The sequence below is a fragment of the Nocardioides sp. genome (assembly GCF_004803405.1).
In the GTDB taxonomy this organism is placed as follows: Bacteria; Actinomycetota; Actinomycetes; order Propionibacteriales; family Nocardioidaceae; genus Nocardioides; species Nocardioides vastitatis.
Window position 1 is genome coordinate 25,983 of sequence record NZ_SSXI01000069.1, and the last position, 19,096, is coordinate 45,078.

General features: G+C 69.8%; 17 protein-coding genes. 15 read left to right on the plus strand and 2 right to left on the minus strand.

Annotated features, from left to right (window positions below; translation table 11 throughout):
- The first annotated feature begins 56 nt into the window (after positions 1-56).
- The 9 genes from E7Z54_RS05160 (at position 57) to E7Z54_RS05200 (ending at position 9,586) form a co-directional block, all read left to right on the plus strand.
- Positions 57-836 carry a YebC/PmpR family DNA-binding transcriptional regulator gene (locus E7Z54_RS05160; protein WP_136431938.1) on the plus strand — a complete coding sequence of 260 codons (780 nt, stop codon included), beginning with the start codon at positions 57-59 and terminating at the stop codon, positions 834-836.
- Between the two features lie 100 nt (positions 837-936).
- Positions 937-1,461, plus strand: coding sequence for a crossover junction endodeoxyribonuclease RuvC (ruvC, locus tag E7Z54_RS05165; RefSeq protein WP_136431939.1), 525 nt, complete (start codon positions 937-939; stop codon positions 1,459-1,461).
- 10 nt (positions 1,462-1,471) lie between these two features.
- Positions 1,472-2,071 (plus strand): Holliday junction branch migration protein RuvA, encoded by a 600-nt coding sequence (ruvA, locus tag E7Z54_RS05170; protein WP_136431940.1) that lies wholly within the window; start codon positions 1,472-1,474, stop codon positions 2,069-2,071.
- Positions 2,072-2,074: 3 nt separating this feature from the next.
- Positions 2,075-3,154: a Holliday junction branch migration DNA helicase RuvB gene (gene ruvB, locus E7Z54_RS05175; protein ID WP_136431941.1), complete on the plus strand. Its 1,080-nt coding sequence runs from the start codon at positions 2,075-2,077 to the stop codon at positions 3,152-3,154.
- Between the two features lie 118 nt (positions 3,155-3,272).
- Positions 3,273-3,611: a preprotein translocase subunit YajC gene (gene yajC / locus E7Z54_RS05180; RefSeq protein WP_240769524.1), complete on the plus strand. Its 339-nt coding sequence runs from the start codon at positions 3,273-3,275 to the stop codon at positions 3,609-3,611.
- Positions 3,612-3,613: 2 nt separating this feature from the next.
- Positions 3,614-5,395: a protein translocase subunit SecD gene (gene secD, locus E7Z54_RS05185; protein ID WP_136431942.1), complete on the plus strand. Its 1,782-nt coding sequence runs from the start codon at positions 3,614-3,616 to the stop codon at positions 5,393-5,395.
- Complete coding sequence (gene secF, locus E7Z54_RS05190) at positions 5,395-6,648, plus strand: protein translocase subunit SecF (protein ID WP_136431943.1); 1,254 nt, start codon at positions 5,395-5,397, stop codon at positions 6,646-6,648. The genes secD and secF overlap by 1 nt, the downstream gene beginning before the upstream one ends.
- Positions 6,649-6,664: 16 nt before the next feature.
- Positions 6,665-7,231: an adenine phosphoribosyltransferase gene (locus tag E7Z54_RS05195; protein WP_136431944.1), complete on the plus strand. Its 567-nt coding sequence runs from the start codon at positions 6,665-6,667 to the stop codon at positions 7,229-7,231.
- A 102-nt stretch (positions 7,232-7,333) separates the two neighbouring features.
- Positions 7,334-9,586 carry a RelA/SpoT family protein gene (locus tag E7Z54_RS05200; protein ID WP_136431960.1) on the plus strand — a complete coding sequence of 751 codons (2,253 nt, stop codon included), beginning with the start codon at positions 7,334-7,336 and terminating at the stop codon, positions 9,584-9,586.
- Between the two features lie 292 nt (positions 9,587-9,878).
- Here E7Z54_RS05200 and E7Z54_RS05205 read toward each other — a convergent pair whose 3' ends face one another.
- Positions 9,879-10,151, minus strand: coding sequence for a hypothetical protein (locus tag E7Z54_RS05205; protein ID WP_136431945.1), 273 nt, complete (start codon positions 10,149-10,151; stop codon positions 9,879-9,881).
- A gap of 36 nt (positions 10,152-10,187) precedes the next feature.
- Here E7Z54_RS05205 and E7Z54_RS05210 point away from each other — a divergent pair, with 36 nt between their 5' ends.
- Positions 10,188-10,724, plus strand: a complete 537-nt coding sequence (locus E7Z54_RS05210) for a hypothetical protein (RefSeq protein WP_136431946.1) — start codon at positions 10,188-10,190, stop codon at positions 10,722-10,724.
- Between the two features lie 119 nt (positions 10,725-10,843).
- Here the strand turns inward: E7Z54_RS05210 and E7Z54_RS05215 are convergent, their stop codons facing one another.
- On the minus strand, positions 10,844-12,082 hold the full coding sequence (locus E7Z54_RS05215; RefSeq protein ID WP_136431947.1) for a DUF349 domain-containing protein: 1,239 nt from the start codon (positions 12,080-12,082) through the stop codon (positions 10,844-10,846).
- A 66-nt stretch (positions 12,083-12,148) separates the two neighbouring features.
- On the opposite strand from E7Z54_RS05215, the gene E7Z54_RS05220 reads away from it, so the two are divergent.
- The 5 genes from E7Z54_RS05220 (at position 12,149) to E7Z54_RS05240 (ending at position 18,989) form a co-directional block, all read left to right on the plus strand.
- The gene (locus E7Z54_RS05220; protein WP_136431948.1) at positions 12,149-12,856 is read left to right on the plus strand and encodes an MBL fold metallo-hydrolase; all 708 of its coding nucleotides are present in this window, start codon (positions 12,149-12,151) and stop codon (positions 12,854-12,856) included.
- A gap of 3 nt (positions 12,857-12,859) precedes the next feature.
- Positions 12,860-14,236 (plus strand): histidine--tRNA ligase, encoded by a 1,377-nt coding sequence (gene hisS, locus E7Z54_RS05225; RefSeq protein ID WP_136431949.1) that lies wholly within the window; start codon positions 12,860-12,862, stop codon positions 14,234-14,236.
- A complete protein-coding gene (aspS, locus tag E7Z54_RS05230) occupies positions 14,233-16,008 on the plus strand; it encodes an aspartate--tRNA ligase (protein WP_136431950.1) in 1,776 nt (591 codons plus the stop codon). Before hisS ends, aspS begins: the two co-directional genes overlap by 4 nt.
- Positions 16,009-16,161: 153 nt before the next feature.
- Positions 16,162-17,163: an ABC transporter permease gene (locus E7Z54_RS05235; protein ID WP_136431951.1), complete on the plus strand. Its 1,002-nt coding sequence runs from the start codon at positions 16,162-16,164 to the stop codon at positions 17,161-17,163.
- A gap of 86 nt (positions 17,164-17,249) precedes the next feature.
- Positions 17,250-18,989, plus strand: coding sequence for an ABC transporter substrate-binding protein (locus tag E7Z54_RS05240; protein ID WP_136431952.1), 1,740 nt, complete (start codon positions 17,250-17,252; stop codon positions 18,987-18,989).
- Positions 18,990-19,096: the final 107 nt, after the last annotated feature.

Genomic DNA, 19,096 nt, shown 5'->3' on the forward strand with positions numbered 1-19,096 from the left:
GTTGCCAGCCGCGCGCTGTCGTGTCGCAGGCTGTTGTCGAGTCGGAAGAGGGACTGATGTCTGGCCACTCCAAGTGGGCGACCACCAAGCACAAGAAGGCGGCCATCGACGCCAAGCGCGGCAAGCTGTTCGCCAAGCTGATCAAGAACATCGAGATCGCGGCCAAGATGGGCGGTCCCGACCCGGCCGGCAATCCCACGCTCTTCGACGCCATCCAGAAGGCGAAGAAGCAGTCGGTCCCGAACAAGAACATCGACTCCGCGGTCAAGCGCGGCGGCGGCCTCGAAGGCGGCGGCGTCGACTACGAGACGATCATGTACGAGGTCTACGGCCCCCAGGGCGTCGCGCTCCTGGTCGAGTGCCTCACCGACAACCGCAACCGCGCCGCGATGGAGGTCCGCACCGCGGTCACCCGCAACGGCGGCACCATGGCCGATCCGGGCTCGGTCTCCCGCCTCTTCAGCCGCAAGGGCGTCGTCGTGGTGCCCAAGCAGCAGGAGAAGGACGGAGCGGCGAGCGCGGTCACCGAGGACATGGTCCTCGAGGCCACCCTCGACGCGGGCGCCGAGGAGGTCAACGACCTCGGCGACAGCTTCGAGGTGCAGTCGGAGGCCAGCGACGTGGTCGCGGTCCGCACCGCCCTGCAGGACGCCGGCATCGACTACGACTCCGCCGACGTCCAGTTCGTCGCCACCATGGACATCCCGGTGACCGAGGCCGCGGCGGCGGAGAAGGTGTTCCGGCTGGTCGACGTCGTCGACGACCTCGACGACGTGCAGAACGTCTTCACGAACGCCGACATCCCCGACGAGGTCCTAGAGTCGATCGACGCCTGATCGGGCGACCGACGCGTCGAGGCCCGGCGTGTCACGCGCGAACAACGTCGCCCGGGATCTAGCGTTGCTCCGAACATCTGTTCGGACGAGAGGTGACGACGTGCGCGTGCTCGGGATCGACCCGGGACTCACCCGCTGTGGCATGGGCGTGGTCGAGGGCTCGGTCGGTCGACCCCTGGGGCTGGTCGACGTCGGCGTGATCCGTACCGCCGCCCAGGTGCCGGTCCCCGAGCGGCTGGTGACGATCGAACGCGGCGTCGACGCCTGGCTCGACGAGCACCGGCCCGACGCCGTCGCGATCGAGCGGATCTTCGCCCGCTCCGACGTCAGCACCATCATGGGCACCGCCCAGGCCGCCGGCATCGCCATGGTCTGCGCCGCGCGACGCGGGCTCCCGGTCGCGCTCCACACACCGAGCGAGGTCAAGGCCGCGGTCTCCGGCAACGGCCGCGCCGACAAGGCGCAGGTCGGCGCGATGGTCACCCGGATCCTGCGGCTGGACGCCCCGCCCAAGCCGGCCGACGCCGCCGACGCGCTGGCGCTGGCCATCACCCACATCTGGAGGGGAGGAGCGCAGGCGCGGATCGACGCCGCGCTCGCTGCCGCCGGGAGGAAGAACGCATGAGGAGGCCCGCATGATCGCCTTCGTCCGTGGCAACGTCGCCGCGGTGACGCTGTCCAGCGCCGTCGTCGAGGTGGGGGGAGTGGGCCTCGAGCTGATGTGCACCCCCGGCACGCTGGCGCAGCTGCGCACCGGACGGCAGGCCACGCTGCCGACCAGCATGGTCGTGCGCGAGGACTCGCTGACGCTCTACGGGTTCGCCGACGACGACGAGAAGGTCATGTTCGAGCTCGCCCAGACCGCCTCGGGGGTCGGTCCCAAGCTGGCGCAGGCGATGCTCGCCGTACTCTCCCCGGACGGGCTGCGCACCGCCATCGCCTCCGACGACGTCAAGACGCTGACCAGGGTGCCCGGCATCGGGCAGAAGGGCGCGCAGCGGATCATCCTCGAGCTCAAGGACCGCATCGGCGCCCCGAGCGGCTCCGCCGCCGGGAGTACGACGACCGGCGCCGCCGCGTGGCGCGACCAGGTCCACCAGGGACTGGTCGGGCTGGGCTACAACGCCCGGGACGCCGAGAAGGCGGTCGATGCCGTCGCCGACGAGGCGGGCGGGGCCTCACCCGATGTCGGCGCGCTGCTCCGAGCGGCCCTGCGAACCCTGTCGAAGGCCTGATCGATGCCCTTCCACGAGGACGAGCTGGAGACGGCGGAGGAGGTGCACCTCCGCTCGCTGACCGCGGCGGAGGCCGAGGGCGACGAGCGGGCGGTGGAGGCCGCGCTGCGCCCGAGGAGCCTCGACGAGGTGGTGGGGCAGGCGCGGGTGCGGGACCAGCTCGGCCTGGTGCTCGAGGCCGCGCGGCAGCGGGAGCGCGCGCCCGACCACGTGCTGCTGTCCGGTCCGCCGGGCCTGGGCAAGACCACGCTGGCGATGATCATCGCCCACGAGATGAGCGTGCCGCTGCGGTTGACGAGCGGTCCGGCGATCACCCACGCCGGTGACCTGGCCGCCATCCTGTCCGGCCTCAACGAGGGTGAGGTGCTCTTCGTCGACGAGATCCACCGGATGTCGCGGCCGGCCGAGGAGATGCTCTACCTCGCGATGGAGGACTTCCGGGTCGACGTGATCATCGGCAAGGGCCCCGGCGCCACGGCGATCCCGCTGGAGATCCCGCCGTTCACCCTGGTCGGTGCCACCACCCGGGCCGGCCTGCTGCCCGGGCCGCTGCGCGACCGGTTCGGCTTCACCGCCCACTTGGAGTTCTACGAGCCCGCCGAGCTCGACCTGATCGTCAACCGCTCCGCCGGGCTGCTCGGCGTCGAGCTGACCCCGGAGGGATCCGCCGAGATCGCCGGCCGCTCGCGGGGCACGCCGCGCATCGCCAACCGGCTCCTGCGGCGGGTCCGCGACTTCGCCCAGGTGCGGGCGGACGGCGTGGTCACCCACGGGGTGGCGCAGGCCGCCCTCGACCTCTACGAGGTCGACGAGCTCGGCCTGGACCGGCTCGACCGCGCCGTGATCGACGTACTCTGCCGCCGCTTCGGTGGCGGCCCCGTCGGCGTCTCCACCATCGCCGTCGCTGTCGGCGAGGAGCGGGAGACGGTCGAGGAGGTGGCCGAGCCTTTCCTGGTCCGCAACGGGTTCCTGGCCCGGACGCCGCGGGGTCGGATCGCCACCCCGGCAGCGTGGGCGCACCTCGGACTCGCCGCCCCCGTCATCCCCGCCGACACAGGGGAGCAGACCCTCTTCGAGGACTGAGCGACCGGACCTCCTACCGATCACCTGATGGTAGGAGACCGTGGCTACACTTGCCCGTCGGCCCGCCCTACCCATCCGGTGCGGTGCCACACCCCGCACTCGTTCGAGAGGTTTGTCGGTGAAGGAGCTCGCCCCCTGGCTGTGGATCGCCGCTATCGCGTTGGTCTTCTGGCTGCTCATCATTCGCCCGGCGTCGAAGCGCCAGAAGGAGATCGCGGCGCTTCAGTCCTCGCTCTCCGTGGGTGACGAGGTGATCCTGACCTCCGGCGTGTTCGCCACGGTCACCGAGATCACCGACGACCACCTCGCGGTCGAGATCGCTCCGGGTGTCGTGATCCGCGTCGCGCGCGGCGCGGTCGCGTCGGTCCGCCAGGAAGCCGCCCAGGCCGAGGACACCACCGAGCCGGCCGCGGGCCAGGCCACGGACGCCACCCCCGACGACACCGAGGAGCGCTGAGCATGGCTTCCCGCCGTCCGCGCCCAGGGCGCACCCTCGTCATCTTCTTCCTCGGACTCGCCATCTGCTACGGCCTGGTCGCCCTCGCGGACATGACCTCCGACACCAACAGCTGGAAGCCGACCCTCGGCCTCGACCTCGAGGGCGGCACCAGGATCACGCTGACCGCCGAGAAGGAGCCCAGCGCGGAGAACCTCGAGGAGGCCCGCCGGATCATCGACCAGCGCGTCAACGGCTCGGGTGTCACCGAGGCGGCCGTCACCACGCAGGGCGACCGCAACATCGTGGTCGAGGTCCCCGGCGAGAACACCAACCGTGCGCAGCTGGAGGAGACCGTCAAGCGGCAGGCCCAGCTGAGGTTCCGGCTGGTCGCGTGCTCCGACGGCAACCCCGGCCCGTGTGCGGCCGGCACCGGACTGCCCGGTGGCCTGGGTCGTGCCCCGCTCGACCTCGCCGGTGCAGCCCAGGAGGAGCCGACGGACGGCACCGCCGACGGCACCACCGACGGGGCCACCCCGACCGACGGTGCGACGGAGACCCCGGCGGGGCAGCCGACCGAGGGGGAGACGCCCACGCAGGACGACCCCGCCGGCGACGGCGACACGTGGACGGTCCAGGACGACATCGCCTGGTCCCGCAACCCCGACCCCGAGTCGATCGCGATCTTCAACGCCCACACGTGCGACGACAAGGGTGTGCTGCGGACCCAGGAGGGCGACCCCGCCAACCTGCCCGACGAGCCCGACCAGTCCCTCGTGGCCTGCTCGGCGCCCACGGACCGCATCTCCTACAAGTACCTGCTGAGCCGGTCGGTCATCGAGGGCACCGAGCTCGACGACGCCAGCGCGGGCACCCCGCAGAACGGTGTCGGCTGGGAAGTCGGGATCGAGATGGGCAACGACAAGAACCGGGCGCTCCCGCGGGGATCGGCCGGTGCCTCCGACGACTTCGAGGCCGTGTCCCGCGCCTTCCAGGGCACCGACGAGCAGTTCGCGATCGTGCTGGACAGCGTCGTGATCTCGGCGCCGGTGATGACCGCGGTCATCACCGACGGCCGCTCGAGCATCACCGGCGACTTCAGCGAGCAGGAGGCGCTCGACCTCGCCAACAGCCTCAAGTTCGGCTCGCTGCCGATCGCCTTCGACGACGACCAGACCTCGGTGGAGGAGATCGGCCCGTCCCTGGCCGGCAACCAACTCTCGGCCGGCCTGACCGCGGGCGGCATCGGCCTCGCCCTGGTGATGCTGTACTGCCTGCTGTACTACCGCGGCCTCGGCCTGGTCGTCGTCGCCTCGCTCTTCGTCGCCGCCGCCGTGGTCTACGCGATGGTGCTGCTGCTGAGCGAGACCGCCGGCTTCGCGCTGACCCTGCCCGGCATCGCCGGGCTGATCATCGCCGTGGGTGTCACCGCCGACTCGTTCGTGATCTTCTTCGAGCGCATTCGTGACGAGATGCGCGAGGGCAAGTCGATGCGGGTCGCGGTGGAGACGGGCTGGGCCCGCGCCCGGGTGACCCGGGTCGCGGCCAACACGGTCCAGCTGCTCTCGGCCTCCGTGCTCTACATCTTCGCGACCGGTGCGGTGAAGGGCTTCGGCTTCGCACTCGGCCTGACCACCCTGATCGACCTCGCGGTGCTGTTCTGGTTCACCAAGCCGATGGTGTCCTGGCTCGCGCAGTTCAAGATCTTCAACTCCGGACACAAGCTGTCGGGTCTCAGCAAGGAGACGCTGGGCATGGACCTGCCTCACCCGCGCCGTACCGCTGCCGTGGGAGGTGACGCCTGATGGGCAAGATGTCCCGGGTCGGCAACGACCTGTACCTCGGCCGCAAGTCGATCAACTTCGTCGGCAAGCCGTGGCTCTGGTACGCCATCTCCGCCGTCCTGGTCGGCGCCGCCGTCCTCACGCTGTACCTCAAGCCGCTCAACATGGGCGTCGAGTTCGTCGGCGGCACCACCTTCTCCGTGCCGGTCGGCCAGGGCAACGCCACGCAGGACGCGGCCGACGCCCTCCAAGAGGCGGTCGGCAACGCCGACATCAAGAACGCCGAGAACCCCGCGGTCACCACCGAGGGCAACGCCGCGCTCACGGTCCAGGTCGAGAACCTCACCGAGAAGCAGCGCAACGAGCTGTCGCAGCTGATCCAGGCCGAGTTCCCGGGGGTGACGGACAACGACATCTCCAAGACCGACATCGGTCCGAGCTGGGGCGCGGAGGTGGCGAAGCGCGCGCTGCTCGGCATCGCGATCTTCCTGGTGCTCGTGGTCCTCTTCATCTGGGGCTACTTCCGCGAGTGGCGGATGTCGGTCGCGGCGTTCATGGCGCTCGTCCACGACGTCGCGCTGACCGTCGGGGTCTACGCCCTGTCCGGCTTCCAGGTCACGCCGGCGGCGGTCACCGGACTGCTCGCGATCCTGGGCTTCTCGCTCTACGACACCGTGGTCGTGTTCGACAAGGTGCGCGAGAACACCGTGCAGCTCCGCAAGAGCACGCAGTCCTACGCCGACGCGGCCAACCTGGCGGTGAACCAGACGCTGGTGCGGTCGATCAACACCTCGATCGTGGCGCTGATCCCGATCGGGGCGATCCTCTACGTCAGCGCCGTGCAGCTCGGCGCGAGCTCGCTTCAGGACCTGGCGCTCGCGCAGTTCGTCGGCATGGGCGTCGGCGTGTACTCCTCGGTGATGCTCGCGCCCCGGATCCTGGTGCACCTGAAGTCCCAGGAGACCGAGGTCCAGCTGCAGGCGCGGCGCGCGAAGGCCAAGCAGCGCGCGCTGGCCGACCGGTACGCCGCCGTACCGGTCTTCAAGGACGACGTCCCGGTCACGCCCAGTCGGGACCGAGACTCCCTCGACCTCGACGAGCCCGACGAGCTGGTCGAGGCCGACGAGGAGGAGGAGCGGCCCACCCGCGGTGCGGCGGCCGCGATGGGCAAGGGGCGGATCGCCCCCACCCCCAACCGGCCGGTGGGCGAGAGCCGCAGCTCGGGGCGCAACCAGCCGGTGCGGCAGACCCGCTCCAAGCGCGGCAAGAAGTAGCTCGACGGTGCAGGTCGTGGGGGACCGGTCTGTCACGCAGCAGGCGGTCGAGGCACTGGAACGGCTGGTCCGTGACGTGCCCGACTTCCCCGAGCCCGGGATCGTCTTCAAGGACATCACGCCGCTGCTGGCCGACCCGGCGGGATTCCGTGTCGTCGTCGACGCCCTGGCCGCCGTCGGCCGCGGCGACGACGGCACGCCGGTCGTCGACAAGGTCGTCGGCATGGAGGCACGCGGGTTCATGTTCGCGGCTCCCGTGGCCCTCGCCCTCGGCGTCGGGTTCGTCCCCGTCCGCAAGGCCGGCAAGCTTCCCCACGCCACTCACGAGGTCGCCTACGAGCTGGAGTACGGCGAAGCGGTGCTGCAGCTCCACCAGGACGCACTGGCGCCGGGTGACCGGGTGCTGATCGTCGACGACGTACTCGCGACCGGCGGTACCGCGCAGGCCACGTGCGAGCTGGTCGCGCGCTGCGGAGCGCGGCCGGTCGCGTTCGCCGTACTCATGGAGCTCGGCTTCCTCGCCGGCCGCGACGCCCTGGGCGACGTGCCGGTCACAGCGCTGGTCACAGCGCCCGGCGATTAGACTCCAGGCATGAGCGAGGAACAGGCGCCGGAGCGGCCGGTTCCCGCACGCCCGGTCGCAGTTCCGGCGGTCACCAGCGACCTGTCCGGTGGCGGCCGCAGCATGCGCGCGCGGCTGGCCAGGATGGGCAGCCGCGCCCAGACCTCCAACCCGGTCCTGGAGCCGCTGTTCCGGGCCGTGCGCGCCAACCATCCCAAGGCCGACCTGGCCCTGCTGGAGCGCGCGTACGTCACCGCCGAGCGACTGCACAGCGAGCAGAAGCGCAAGAGCGGTGACCCCTACATCACCCACCCGCTCGCGGTGACCACGATCCTGGCCGGGATCGGCATGACGGAGCCGACCCTCGTCGCGGCCCTGCTGCACGACACGGTCGAGGACACGCCGTACACCCTCGAGCAGTGTCGCAAGGAGTTCGGCGACGAGGTGGCGCAGCTGGTCGACGGGGTCACCAAGCTCGACAAGGTCGTCTACGGCGAGAACGCCAAGGCCGAGACCATCCGCAAGATGATCGTCGCGATGTCGCGCGACATCCGGGTGCTCGTGATCAAGCTCGCCGACCGGCTGCACAACATGCGCACCCTGCGGTTCGTGCCGCAGAAGAGCCAGGAGCGCATCGCACGCGAGACGCTCGACATCTACGCGCCGCTCGCCCACCGGCTCGGCATGAACACCATCAAGTGGGAGCTGGAGGACCTCGCGTTCTCCACCCTCCACCCCAAGATCTACGACGAGATCGTCCGCCTGGTCGCCGAGCGTGCGCCGTCGCGCGACTCGTTCCTGGCGGAGGTCATCACCCAGGTCGAGAAGGACCTGCGCGAGGCGAAGATCAAGGCCACCGTGACCGGCCGGCCGAAGCACTACTACTCGATCTACCAGAAGATGATCGTCGGCGGCCGCGACTTCTCCGACATCTACGACCTGGTCGGCATCCGCATCCTCGTCGAGGAGGACCGCGACTGCTACGCGGTGCTCGGCGTCCTGCACTCACGGTGGAACCCGGTCCTGGGGCGGTTCAAGGACTACGTCGCGATGCCGAAGTTCAACATGTACCAGTCGCTCCACACCACGGTGATCGGTCCGCAGGGCAAGGCGGTCGAGATGCAGATCCGCACCTTCGCCCAGCACCGCCGGGCCGAGTACGGCGTCGCGGCGCACTGGAAGTACAAGGAGGTCGCCCGCACCGGCGGCGAGGCCGGTCAGCGGGAGCGTGGCGGCGCCGGCTCGACCGGGGACGACATGTCCTGGGTGCGACAGCTGCTCGACTGGCAGAGCGAGGTCGAGGACCCCGGGGAGTTCCTGGAGTCCCTGCGGTTCGAGATCAACCAGACCGAGACCTACGTCTTCACCCCGCGCGGCGACGTGATCGCGCTGCCCTCCGGGTCCACGCCGGTCGACTTCGCCTACGCCGTGCACACCGAGGTGGGGCACCGCACGATCGGCGCGCGCGTCAACGGACGGCTTGTGCCGCTGGAGTCCACGCTCGAGAACGGCGACGTGGTCGAGGTCTTCACCTCCAAGGCGGAGGGTGCCGGTCCCTCGCGCGACTGGCTGAACTTCGTGAAGTCGCAGCGCGCCCGCTCCAAGATCCGCCAGTGGTTCACCAAGGAGCGTCGCGAGGAGGCGATCGAGCGTGGCAAGGACGAGATCGCCAAGCTGATGCGCAAGGAGGGCCTGCCTCTCAAGCGCCTGCTCACCCACGACTCCCTGAACCTCGTCGCGGCCGCGATGCGCCTGGCGGACGTCTCCGCCCTCTACGCCGCGGTCGGCGAGGGCAACCTCGGCGCCCAGGCCGTCGTCCGCAAGGTGATCGAGCTGCACGGCGGCGACGAGGGGGCCCAGGAGGACCTCGCCGAGGCGGTCACCATCACCGGCCGCGGTCGCGGTCGCCGGTCCCGCCCGGCGAGCGGCGACGCCGGCGTCATCGTCACCGGCGCGCCCGACGTGTGGGTGAAGCTCGCGAAGTGCTGCACGCCGGTCCCGCCCGACTCGATCCTCGGCTTCGTCACCAAGGGCGGCGGCGTCTCGGTGCACCGCAAGGACTGCACCAACGCCGAGAGCCTGCTCTCACAGCCCGAGAAGGTCGTCGACGTCGAGTGGGCGCCCACCGGCCAGTCGACGTTCCTGGTCAACATCCAGGTCGAGGCGCTGGACCGGGCCCGCCTGCTCTCCGACATCACCATGGTGCTGTCCGACGTGCACGTGAACATCCTCTCCGCCAACCTGACCACCTCCCGCGACCGGGTCGCGAAGTCGCGGTTCACCTTCGAGATGGCCGACGCCAAGCACCTCGACACCGTCCTCAAGGCCGTGCGGACCGTGCCGGGTGTGTTTGATGCGTACCGCGTGACGCAGTAGGGGTGCTGCGGCGGCGCAGGAATCACCGGTTAACCGGTGATTCCAGCACTTCACGGGTGTTGCAACGCCCCAGAAGCGCACGGAAACCTCCGCGCTCGAGGGCGAATGAGCGTTATCCACAGGCGCGAGATCGTTCGTTCGGATTCGTCGTACGGCGGGCACCTTCTGAGCCATGTACCTGCCCGAGGACGACGTACGCCTCATCCCTATCTCGTTGCGGTCGGAGCTGCTCGCACGTGGTCACACCGATCGGAGCCTGGCTCGCGAGGTGAGGTCGGGGCAACTCGCCAGATCACGCCGCGGCGCGTACGTCGACGGCCGCGTGTGGCGAGAGATGACTGCTGAGCAGCAGTACGCCGTCCGTGCGCGCGCTGCGTACAGGCAGGCCCGGACCGACGTGCTCCTGAGCCACACCTCGGCCCTGCCGTTCCTCGATGCGCCACTGTGGGGTTTCGGGCTCGATGACACACACCTCACGAGGTTCGACGGCCGGACGGGTCGCCGCGAAAGGGGCATTCGTCAGCACTGCGGACAGTTGGCGGACGGCGATGTCGTTCTCGCGCATGATGGCCTGCAGTTCGCTTCGCCGATCCGGGCGACGTTGGAGGTTTCGACCGTCGGCTCTGTCGAGGCGACCCTGGTGGTCGCCAACCACTTCCTCCACCGCGGCGACTTCACGCTCGATCAGCTGCGGGAACGATATGACCCGGCGATGGACCGCTGGCCCAACTCGCTCGCGACAGGGCTCGTCCTCCGCCTCGCCGAACCTCGGATCGAGTCCCCGGGCGAGACGCGGACGTCGTACTTCCTGTGGCGGCACAGTCTGCCGGCTCCAATCCCACAGTTCGAGGTGTACGACGGGGACCGGTTCGTCGCACGCCTGGACTTCGCGCTCCCCGACCATGGGATCTGGATCGAGTTCGACGGGAAGGTCAAGTACCAACAGCACCTACGGCCGGGGGAGGACGCGACCGAAGCGGTGCTACGAGAAAAGCGCCGGGAAGAGCAGATCGCGGAACTGACCGGGTGGCGGTGTCTGCGAGTCACCTGGTCGGACCTGGCTGACCCCGCGCGTCTGGAGCGTCGGATCCGTGACCTCATCGCATCCGTCGCGGCCGCCCGTGTCAACGCTGGATGAGTCGCTCCGAGGACACAGGCGTCACACGACCCGGCCGGAACTGGCACTTCCCGGCCGTTGCAACGCCCCAGAAGTGCGGGAATCGCCGGTTAACCGGCGATTCCCCCCCGCCGCCACCCTCAGCTGTAGTCCTCCGCCGCCCGGCGCGCCATCTCCAGGAACGACTTGCGACCCTCGAGGTTCTCCTCGAGCTCGCGGATCTTCTTGGCGTCACCCTTGGCGCGGGCGGCCTCGAGCTTGGCCTCGGCGTCGGCGATCGCGGCCTCGAGCTTGGTGATCATGTCGTCGGCGCGGGCGGACTTCTCCGGGTCGGACCTGTGCCACTGGTCGTCCTCGGCCTTGCGGATCTCCTGCTCGATGGCGCGCATCCGGCCCTCGAGCTCCTTGATCCGGTCGCGCGGGACCTTGCCGGCGGCGTCCCAGCGGTCGGCGAGGTCGCGGAACGCGGCCTTCGCGGCGGCCACGTCGCCGGTCTCCCTCAAGGGGCCGAGGATCGCCTCGGCCTCGACGAGGAGCTGCTCCTTGACCACGGCGTTGGCCGCGAACTCGCTGTCGAGGGCGGCGTTGGCCTCGTCGCGGGCGCCGAAGAACTTGTCCTGGGCACCGCGGAACCGCTTCCAGAGCTCGTCGTCCACGGCCTTCGGCGCCAGGCCCGCGGCCTTCCACTCGCGCATCAGGTCGCGGTAGCGCCCTGCCGTCGCGCCCCAGTCGGTGGAGTCGGCCAGCGCCTCGGCCTCGTTGGCCAGGCGCTCCTTGACGACCCGGGCGCCCTCGCGCTTCTCGTCCTGCTCGGCGAAGTGCGCCTTGCGTGCCTTCGTGTACGACGAACGGGCCGAGGAGAACCGCTTCCACAGCGCGTCGTCGGACGCCTTGTCGATCCGGGGGAGCGTCTTCCACTCCTCGAGCAGCTCCCTCAGGCGGTTGGCGCCGTTCTTCCAGTCCCGCCCGGCCGCGATCTTCTCGGCCTCGTCGGCGAGCCGTTCCTTGTGCTCCCGTGCCTCGACGGCCCGCTGCGCCTTCTGCGCCTTCCGCGCGTCACGCTGGCTGGCGATGACCGGGCCGAGCTCGTCCAGCTTGCGGGTGAGGGTCGCGAGGTCGCCGACGGCGTGGGCGTCGACGAGCTGCTCGCGGACCATCTTCACCGAGGTGGCTGCCTCCTCCGGCGACAGCACGCCCGAGAGGATCCGCTGGTGCAGCAGATCCACTTCGAGCGCGAGGTTGTCGTAGCGCTTGGTGTAGAACGCCATCGCCTCCTCGGGCGTCGCGTCCGGCATCTGCCCGACCGCCCGCTCGCCGTCGGCTGTCTTCACATAGACGGTGCCGTCGCTGTCCACGCGGCCCCAGTCGGAGGTAGTCACAATCCGCCATGTTAGGCGGTCCCGCCCGCCCCCGAGTCCGGACGCCCCGCCCGATAGGCTGGGTCGGTGCTGATCGCCGCCTTCCCCGCCGGACCGTGGGGCACCAACTGCTACGTCGCGGCCACCGGGGCCGGGGCCGAGTGCGTGGTGATCGACCCCGGCAAGGACGCCGCTCCGGGCGTCGCCGACGTGGTCCGCGAGCACCGGCTCAAGCCGGTCGCCGTGCTTCTCACCCACGGGCACATCGACCACATGTGGTCGGTGACGCCGGTCGCCGGCACCTACGACGCAACGGCCTGGATCCACCCCGACGACCGGCACCTGCTGACCGACCCGCTCGCCGGCATGTCCAAGGAGACCGCCGGCATGCTGCTCGGCGGCGGCTACGAGTTCACCGAGCCCGACGGCGTCGCGGAGCTGACGGACGGCGCCGCCCTCGAGCTCGCCGGCCTGCGGTTCGTGGTCGACCACACCCCGGGGCACACCCAGGGCTCCGTCACCTTCCGCACCCCCTACGACGCCGACATCTCCGAGGTCATGTTCTCCGGCGACCTCCTCTTCGCCGGCTCCATCGGGCGCACCGATCTGCCGGGCGGCGACCACGCCACGATGCTGCGGTCGCTGGAGTCGAAGGTGCTCCCGCTCGCCGACGACATCGTGGTGCTGCCCGGCCACGGCGAGCAGACCACCATCGGTCGCGAGCGCGCGACCAACCCGTTCCTGCTCGACCTCCAGGACTCCGGCTCCGTCGGCCGCGTCACCCGGGGTCTGTGAGCGATGGCGAAGACTGCCCCGGTCAGGCCGCTCAGCGGCTTCCCCGAGCTGCTGCCCGAGCTGCGGTTCGTCGAGCAGCAGGTCGTCGACACCCTGCGGGCCACCTTCGAGCTGCACGGCTTCGCCGGGATCGAGACCCGCGCCGTGGAGCCTCTCGACCAGCTGCTCCGCAAGGGTGACACCTCCAAGGAGGTCTACCTGCTGCGACGGCTCCACGAGGAGTCGGCCGACGGCCACGCGGGCCTCGGTCTGCACTTCGACCTGACGGTGCCGTTCGCGCGCTACGTGCTGGAGAACGCCGGCAAGCTGGAGTTCCCGTTCCGTCGCTACCAGATCCAGAAGGCCTGGCGCGGTGAGCGACCCCAGGAGGGCCGCTTCCGCGAGTTCACCCAGGCCGACATCGACGTCGTCGGTCGCGACACGCTGCCGTTCCACCACGACGTCGAGGTCACGCGGGTCATGGTCGACGCGCTCACCCGACTCGACTTCCTGCCCGGCTTCCGGCTCCAGGTCAACAACCGCAAGCTGATCCAGGGCTTCTACGCCGGCCTCGGCATCGACGACGTCGACGAGGTGATGCGGCTGGTCGACAAGCTCGACAAGCTGCCCGCCGAGAAGGTGCGGGCGGGGCTCCTCGACGAGGTCGGGCTGGACGACAAGACCGCCGACCAGGTGCTCGAGCTGGCCACGATCAGGGCCTCCGACGAGTCCTTCGTGGACGACGTACGACGCCTCGGGGTCGAGCACGACCTGCTCGACGAGGGCCTCGCCGAGCTCGCCGAGCTGGTCTCCTCCTGCGCGGACCTGGTCAGTGACCGGGTCCGCGTGATCGCCGACCTCTCGATCGCCCGAGGCCTCGACTACTACACAGGCACGGTGTTCGAGACCCGCCTCGACGGCTACGAGTCGCTGGGCTCCATCTGCTCCGGCGGACGGTACGACGCCCTCGCCTCCGACGGCCGTACGACGTACCCCGGCGTCGGCATCTCGCTCGGCGTGAGCCGCGTCGTCGTGCCCCTGCTGGCCCGGACCGGTCTCACCGCGTCGCGCTCGGTGCCGAGCGCGGTCCTGGTGGCGGTGGTCGACGAGGAGAGCCGCACCACCTCCAACGCGGTGGCGTCAGCGCTGCGCGCACGGGGGATCCCGTGCGAGGTCGCGGCCGCGGCCCAGAAGTTCGGCAAGCAGATCCGCACCGCGGAGCGACGTGGCATTCCCTACGTGTGGTTCCCGGGCGTCGACGACGACGGCGCGACGAGCCACCAGGTCAAGGACATCCGCAGCGGCCATCAGGTCGCGGCCGATCCGGCGACGTGGCAGCCTCCTCAGGAGGACCTGCGACCCCAGATCATCACCCCAGCCAACGAGGAGCAGAACCAGTGATCCGCACCCATGACGCCGGCGCCCTCCGCGCGGAGCACGTCGGCCAGACCGTCGCCCTCGCGGGATGGGTGGCCAACCGGCGTGATCACGGGGGAGTGGCCTTCATCGACCTTCGCGAGGCGAGCGGCGTCGTACAGGTCGTGATCCGCGACGAGGAGGTCGCGCACAGCCTCCGCGCCGAGTACTGCCTGCGGGTGACGGGTGAGGTCGTGGCGCGCCTCGAGGGCAACGAGAACCCCAACCTGCCAACGGGCCAGGTGGAGGTCGTGGCGAGCGAGGTGGAGGTGCTCAGCGCCGCCGCTCCGCTGCCGTTCCCGATCAGCGACCACGTCGACGTGGGGGAGGAGGTGCGGCTCAGGCACCGCTACCTCGACCTGCGTCGCACCGCCCCGGGCAACGCGATCCGCCTGCGCAGCCAGGTCAACAAGGCCGCCCGCGACGTGCTCGCGGCTCGCGACTTCGTGGAGATCGAGACGCCGACCCTGACCCGGTCGACGCCCGAGGGTGCGCGGGACTTCCTGGTGCCGGCGCGACTCCAGCCTGGCAGCTGGTACGCGCTTCCGCAGAGCCCGCAGCTGTTCAAGCAGCTGCTGATGGTCGCCGGCATGGAGCGCTACTACCAGATCGCGCGCTGCTATCGCGACGAGGACTTCCGTGCCGACCGGCAGCCGGAGTTCACCCAGCTCGACATCGAGATGAGCTTCGTGACGCAGGACGACGTGATCGCCCTGGGCGAGGAGATCGTGGCGGCGCTGTGGAAGCTGATCGGCTACGACATCCCGCTGCCGCTGCCGCGGATGACGTACGCCGAGGCGATGGCCCGCTTCGGCTCCGACAAGCCGGACCTGCGGATGGGCCAGGAGCTCGTCGACTGCACCGAGTTCTTCAAGGACACCCCGTTCCGGGTCTTCTCGCCCGAGAACGCCCAGTACGTCGGCGCCGTCGTCATGCCGGGCGGCGCCGGCCAGCCGCGCAAGCAGCTCGACGCCTGGCAGGACTGGGCGAAGCAGCGCGGCGCGCGGGGTCTCGCCTACATCCTCGTCGGCGAGGAGGGCGAGCTCGGGGGACCGGTCGCCAAGAACCTGTCGGAGGCCGAGCGGGCCGGCATCGCCGCGCACGTCGGCGCCCAGCCCGGTGACTGCATCTTCTTCGGCGCCGGCGCCGTGAAGTCCAGCCGCTCGCTGCTCGGCGCCGCCCGGCTGGAGATCGGCCGCCGCACCGGCCTGATCGACGAGGATGCGTGGAGCTTCCTGTGGGTCGTCGACGCACCGCTCTTCGAGCCGGCCGATGAGGCCACTGCGGCCGGCGACGTCGCCGTCGGCGGTGGAGCGTGGACCGCGGTCCACCACGCCTTCACGAGCCCGCAGGACCTGGAGGCGTTCGACAAGGAACCCGGCGACGCGCTCGCCTGGGCCTACGACATCGTCTGCAACGGCAACGAGATCGGCGGCGGCTCGATCCGTATCCATCGTGAGGACATCCAGAAGCGGGTGTTCGAGGTGATGGGCATCGGCGAGGAGGAGGCCGAGGAGAAGTTCGGCTTCCTGCTCGAGGCGTTCAAGTACGGCGCTCCGCCGCACGGCGGCATCGCGTTCGGATGGGACCGTGTGGTGGCACTGCTGGCGGGCACCGATTCCATCCGCGACGTCATCGCCTTCCCGAAGACCGGTGGCGGATACGACCCGCTCACCGCGGCTCCGGCTCCGATCACCCCGGAGCAGCGGAAGGAAGCCGGTGTGGACGCCCGGCCGGAGAAGGAACCCCACTCCTGACCCCCTTTCGGCCGGATGGTTTGCCGCGGGGTCGAGACCAGATCGTTACCGCGTCGGCATCGTTTCGCGTCCGAGGTTGGCCCTAGAGTCGCAACGGCGCTCGGGGTCAGCCCCTCGCGCTGACCGACCTTCCGCCGACCTCGAAGGGTGAGGATGACTGCGCCGAGCAGCGAGCTGGACAGCCATCTGGCCGTAGACCGTGGGCCCGACACGCTGCTGACCGAGGTGGTCAGCAAGTCGCCCATGCGACTCGCGGTGGCGCGGTTCCGCAAGGACAAGCTGTCGATGGTGTCCCTCGTGGTCGTCGTCCTGTTCTTCCTGCTCGCGATCAGCGCTCCGATCCTCGTGGCCGCCGACCTGATCGACCCCCTCAAGAACGACACCGACCTCCTCGACGAGTACGGCCTCCCTCTCGGGTCCTTCGGCGGCATCTCGGGCGATCACTGGCTGGGCGTAGAGCCCGGCGGCGGCCGGGACGCGCTCGCGCGGCTGTGGTACGGGACGACGTTCTCCCTGTCGATCGCGATCGCTGCGACGATCATCGCGATGTTCATCGGCGTCGTCGCCGGGATCGTCTCCGGCGCTGCGGGCGGCTGGGTCGACGCGATCATCGGACGCGCGATCGACCTCACCCTCGCGTTTCCCCAGACCCTGATGCTGCTGGCGCTCTCGGCGGTCGGCCTGGCGTTCGTGGAGGAGATCCTGGGCGTGCCGCGCGGCAACCCCGCGGCCGCCGTCTACGTGGTCGGCGTGCTCGGTCTGTTCGGCTGGACCGCGGTGGCCCGGATCGTGCGCGGCCAGGTGCTCTCGCTGCGTGAACGCGAGTTCGTCCAGGCTTCGCAGATGATCGGCGCGTCGCGCTTCCGCATCTACTTCCGCGAGATCCTGCCCAACCTGTGGGCGCCGATCCTGGTGACGTTCACCCTGATGATGCCGGCGTTCGTCTCCGCCGAGGCTGCGCTCAGCTTCCTCGGGGTCGGCATCTCCGCACCCACGCCGACGCTCGGCAACATCCTGACCGACGCGCTCCGGTACGCCGACTCGGCCTTCCTGTACTTCTTCTTCCCGGCTCTGCTGATCGCGATCATCGTCGTCTCGTTCAACCTGCTCGGCGACGGCCTCCGTGACGCACTCGACCCGAAGGGTCACCGGTGAACCCACCTGTGACCGACCAACGACTTCGTCGACACCGCGTCGTCGAACGTGCCGCACCCCGTGCTGCACATCCAAGGAGGAAGCAAATGGGTATGAAACTGAAAAGGGTCGCTGCGGCAGGTGCCGCAACGGTCCTCGGGTTGACCCTGGCCGCCTGTGGTGGTGGGTCTAGCGACGACGGTGGGGGCTCGGGCAACAACGCCGACGCCGTCAAGGGCGGCACGCTGCGCTACCTGCAGCACTTCCCCTTCGAGAGCTCGGACCCGCAGCGCATCTACTACGGTGTCCAGCTCGGCAACTGGCGGCGTGTGCTCTACCGCGGCCTGCTCGCCTTCCCGATGTCGGAGGACCCGGAAGTCGCAACGACCCCTGTGCCCGACCTCGCCACTGACACCGGCACCGCCAGTGAGGGCGGCAAGGTGTGGTCGTTCACCCTCAAGGACGGCGTGAAGTGGGAGGACGGCAGCGACATCACCTGTGAGGACGTGCAGTACGGCACCAGCCGGGTGTTCGCCAACGACGTGATCATCGGCGGCCCCAACTACACGCTGAGCTATGTCGACGTCGAGGACTACCCCGGCCCCTACAAGGCCACGCCGGAGCAGCAGGCGGCCTTCGAGGACGCGGTCAGCTGTGACGGCAAGACCATCACGTTCCGGTTCAACAAGCCATGGGCCGACTTCCCGCAGGCCGTGGCCGGCATGATGATGACCGACCCGTACAAGAAGAGCTTCGACGAGGGCGACCGGTCCAAGTGGAAGGTCCTCTCCAACGGCCCCTACAAGATCGAGTCGGGCACCTGGGACAAGAACAAGGGCGCGACCCTGGTCCGCAACCCTGAGTACGACCCGGCCACCGATGACCCGGAGACGCTGCGTCTCGCCCTGCCGGACACGATCGAGTGGACGATCGACCCGTCCGACACCGCGGGTGAGCTGTTCAACGACCGGCTGATCCAGGACACCGGCGACGACCAGTACGCGATCACCACGGCACGCGTGGCTCCGCCGCAGATGCCGAAGATCGTCGGCCCGGTCGAGGACCGCTACCAGAACGTGCTCTCGCCCTACAACTCCTACCTGGTCCCCAACGCCAAGCGGATCACCGACGTCAAGGTGCGCGAGGCCCTCGCGGTCGCGCTGAACCTGAACGACTACGTCAAGGCGCTCGGCGGCGAGGCCATGGGGGAGCCCGGCGAGACCATCGTCAACCCCAGCGTCAGCGGCGCCCAGGACAACCCGGCGTTCGCCAACGACAACGACAACGACGGTGACCCCGAGGCGGCGAAGGCGCTGCTCCAGGAGGCCGGCGTCAAGCTGCCGTACCCGATCAAGCTCGGGTACCAGAAGTCGCCGACCACCGACAAGGCGATGGCGATCATCAAGGAGGGCTGGGACGCGGCCGGCTTCAAGGTCGAGCTCGAGGGTCTGAGCGACACCTACTACGACGTGATCGCTCAGCCCGACAAGGACATGGACGTCATGTGGGCCGGCTGGGGTGCCGACTGGCCCTCGATGATGACCGTCCTGCCGCCGCTGTTCGACAGCCGGCCGAACATCTCCTCGACGACCTGTGGCAACGACTACGGGTGCTACCAGAGCGAGGAGTTCGAGGCGCTGGTCGACGAGGCCGCGAACTCGGACAACACCGAGGACCAGATCGTAGCCCTCCAGGAGGCGGACAAGGTGCTCGGTGAGACCTACGCCTACATCCCGCTGGAGATCACGAAGTTCAACTGGTTGCACGGCTCCAAGGTGACTGGCTTCACCACCACCCCGGCGTCGAACTCCTACCCGGAGATCGGACTCATCGGCGTCGCCGACTGATCCGCTGCACCTCCTGAGAGTGCTGGGCGGGCGCACCGCGTCCGCCCAGCACTCCTGGCGGGGCGTCGACCACGACCCCGCCGCGTCGCCACGCCGCATGCCGGCGC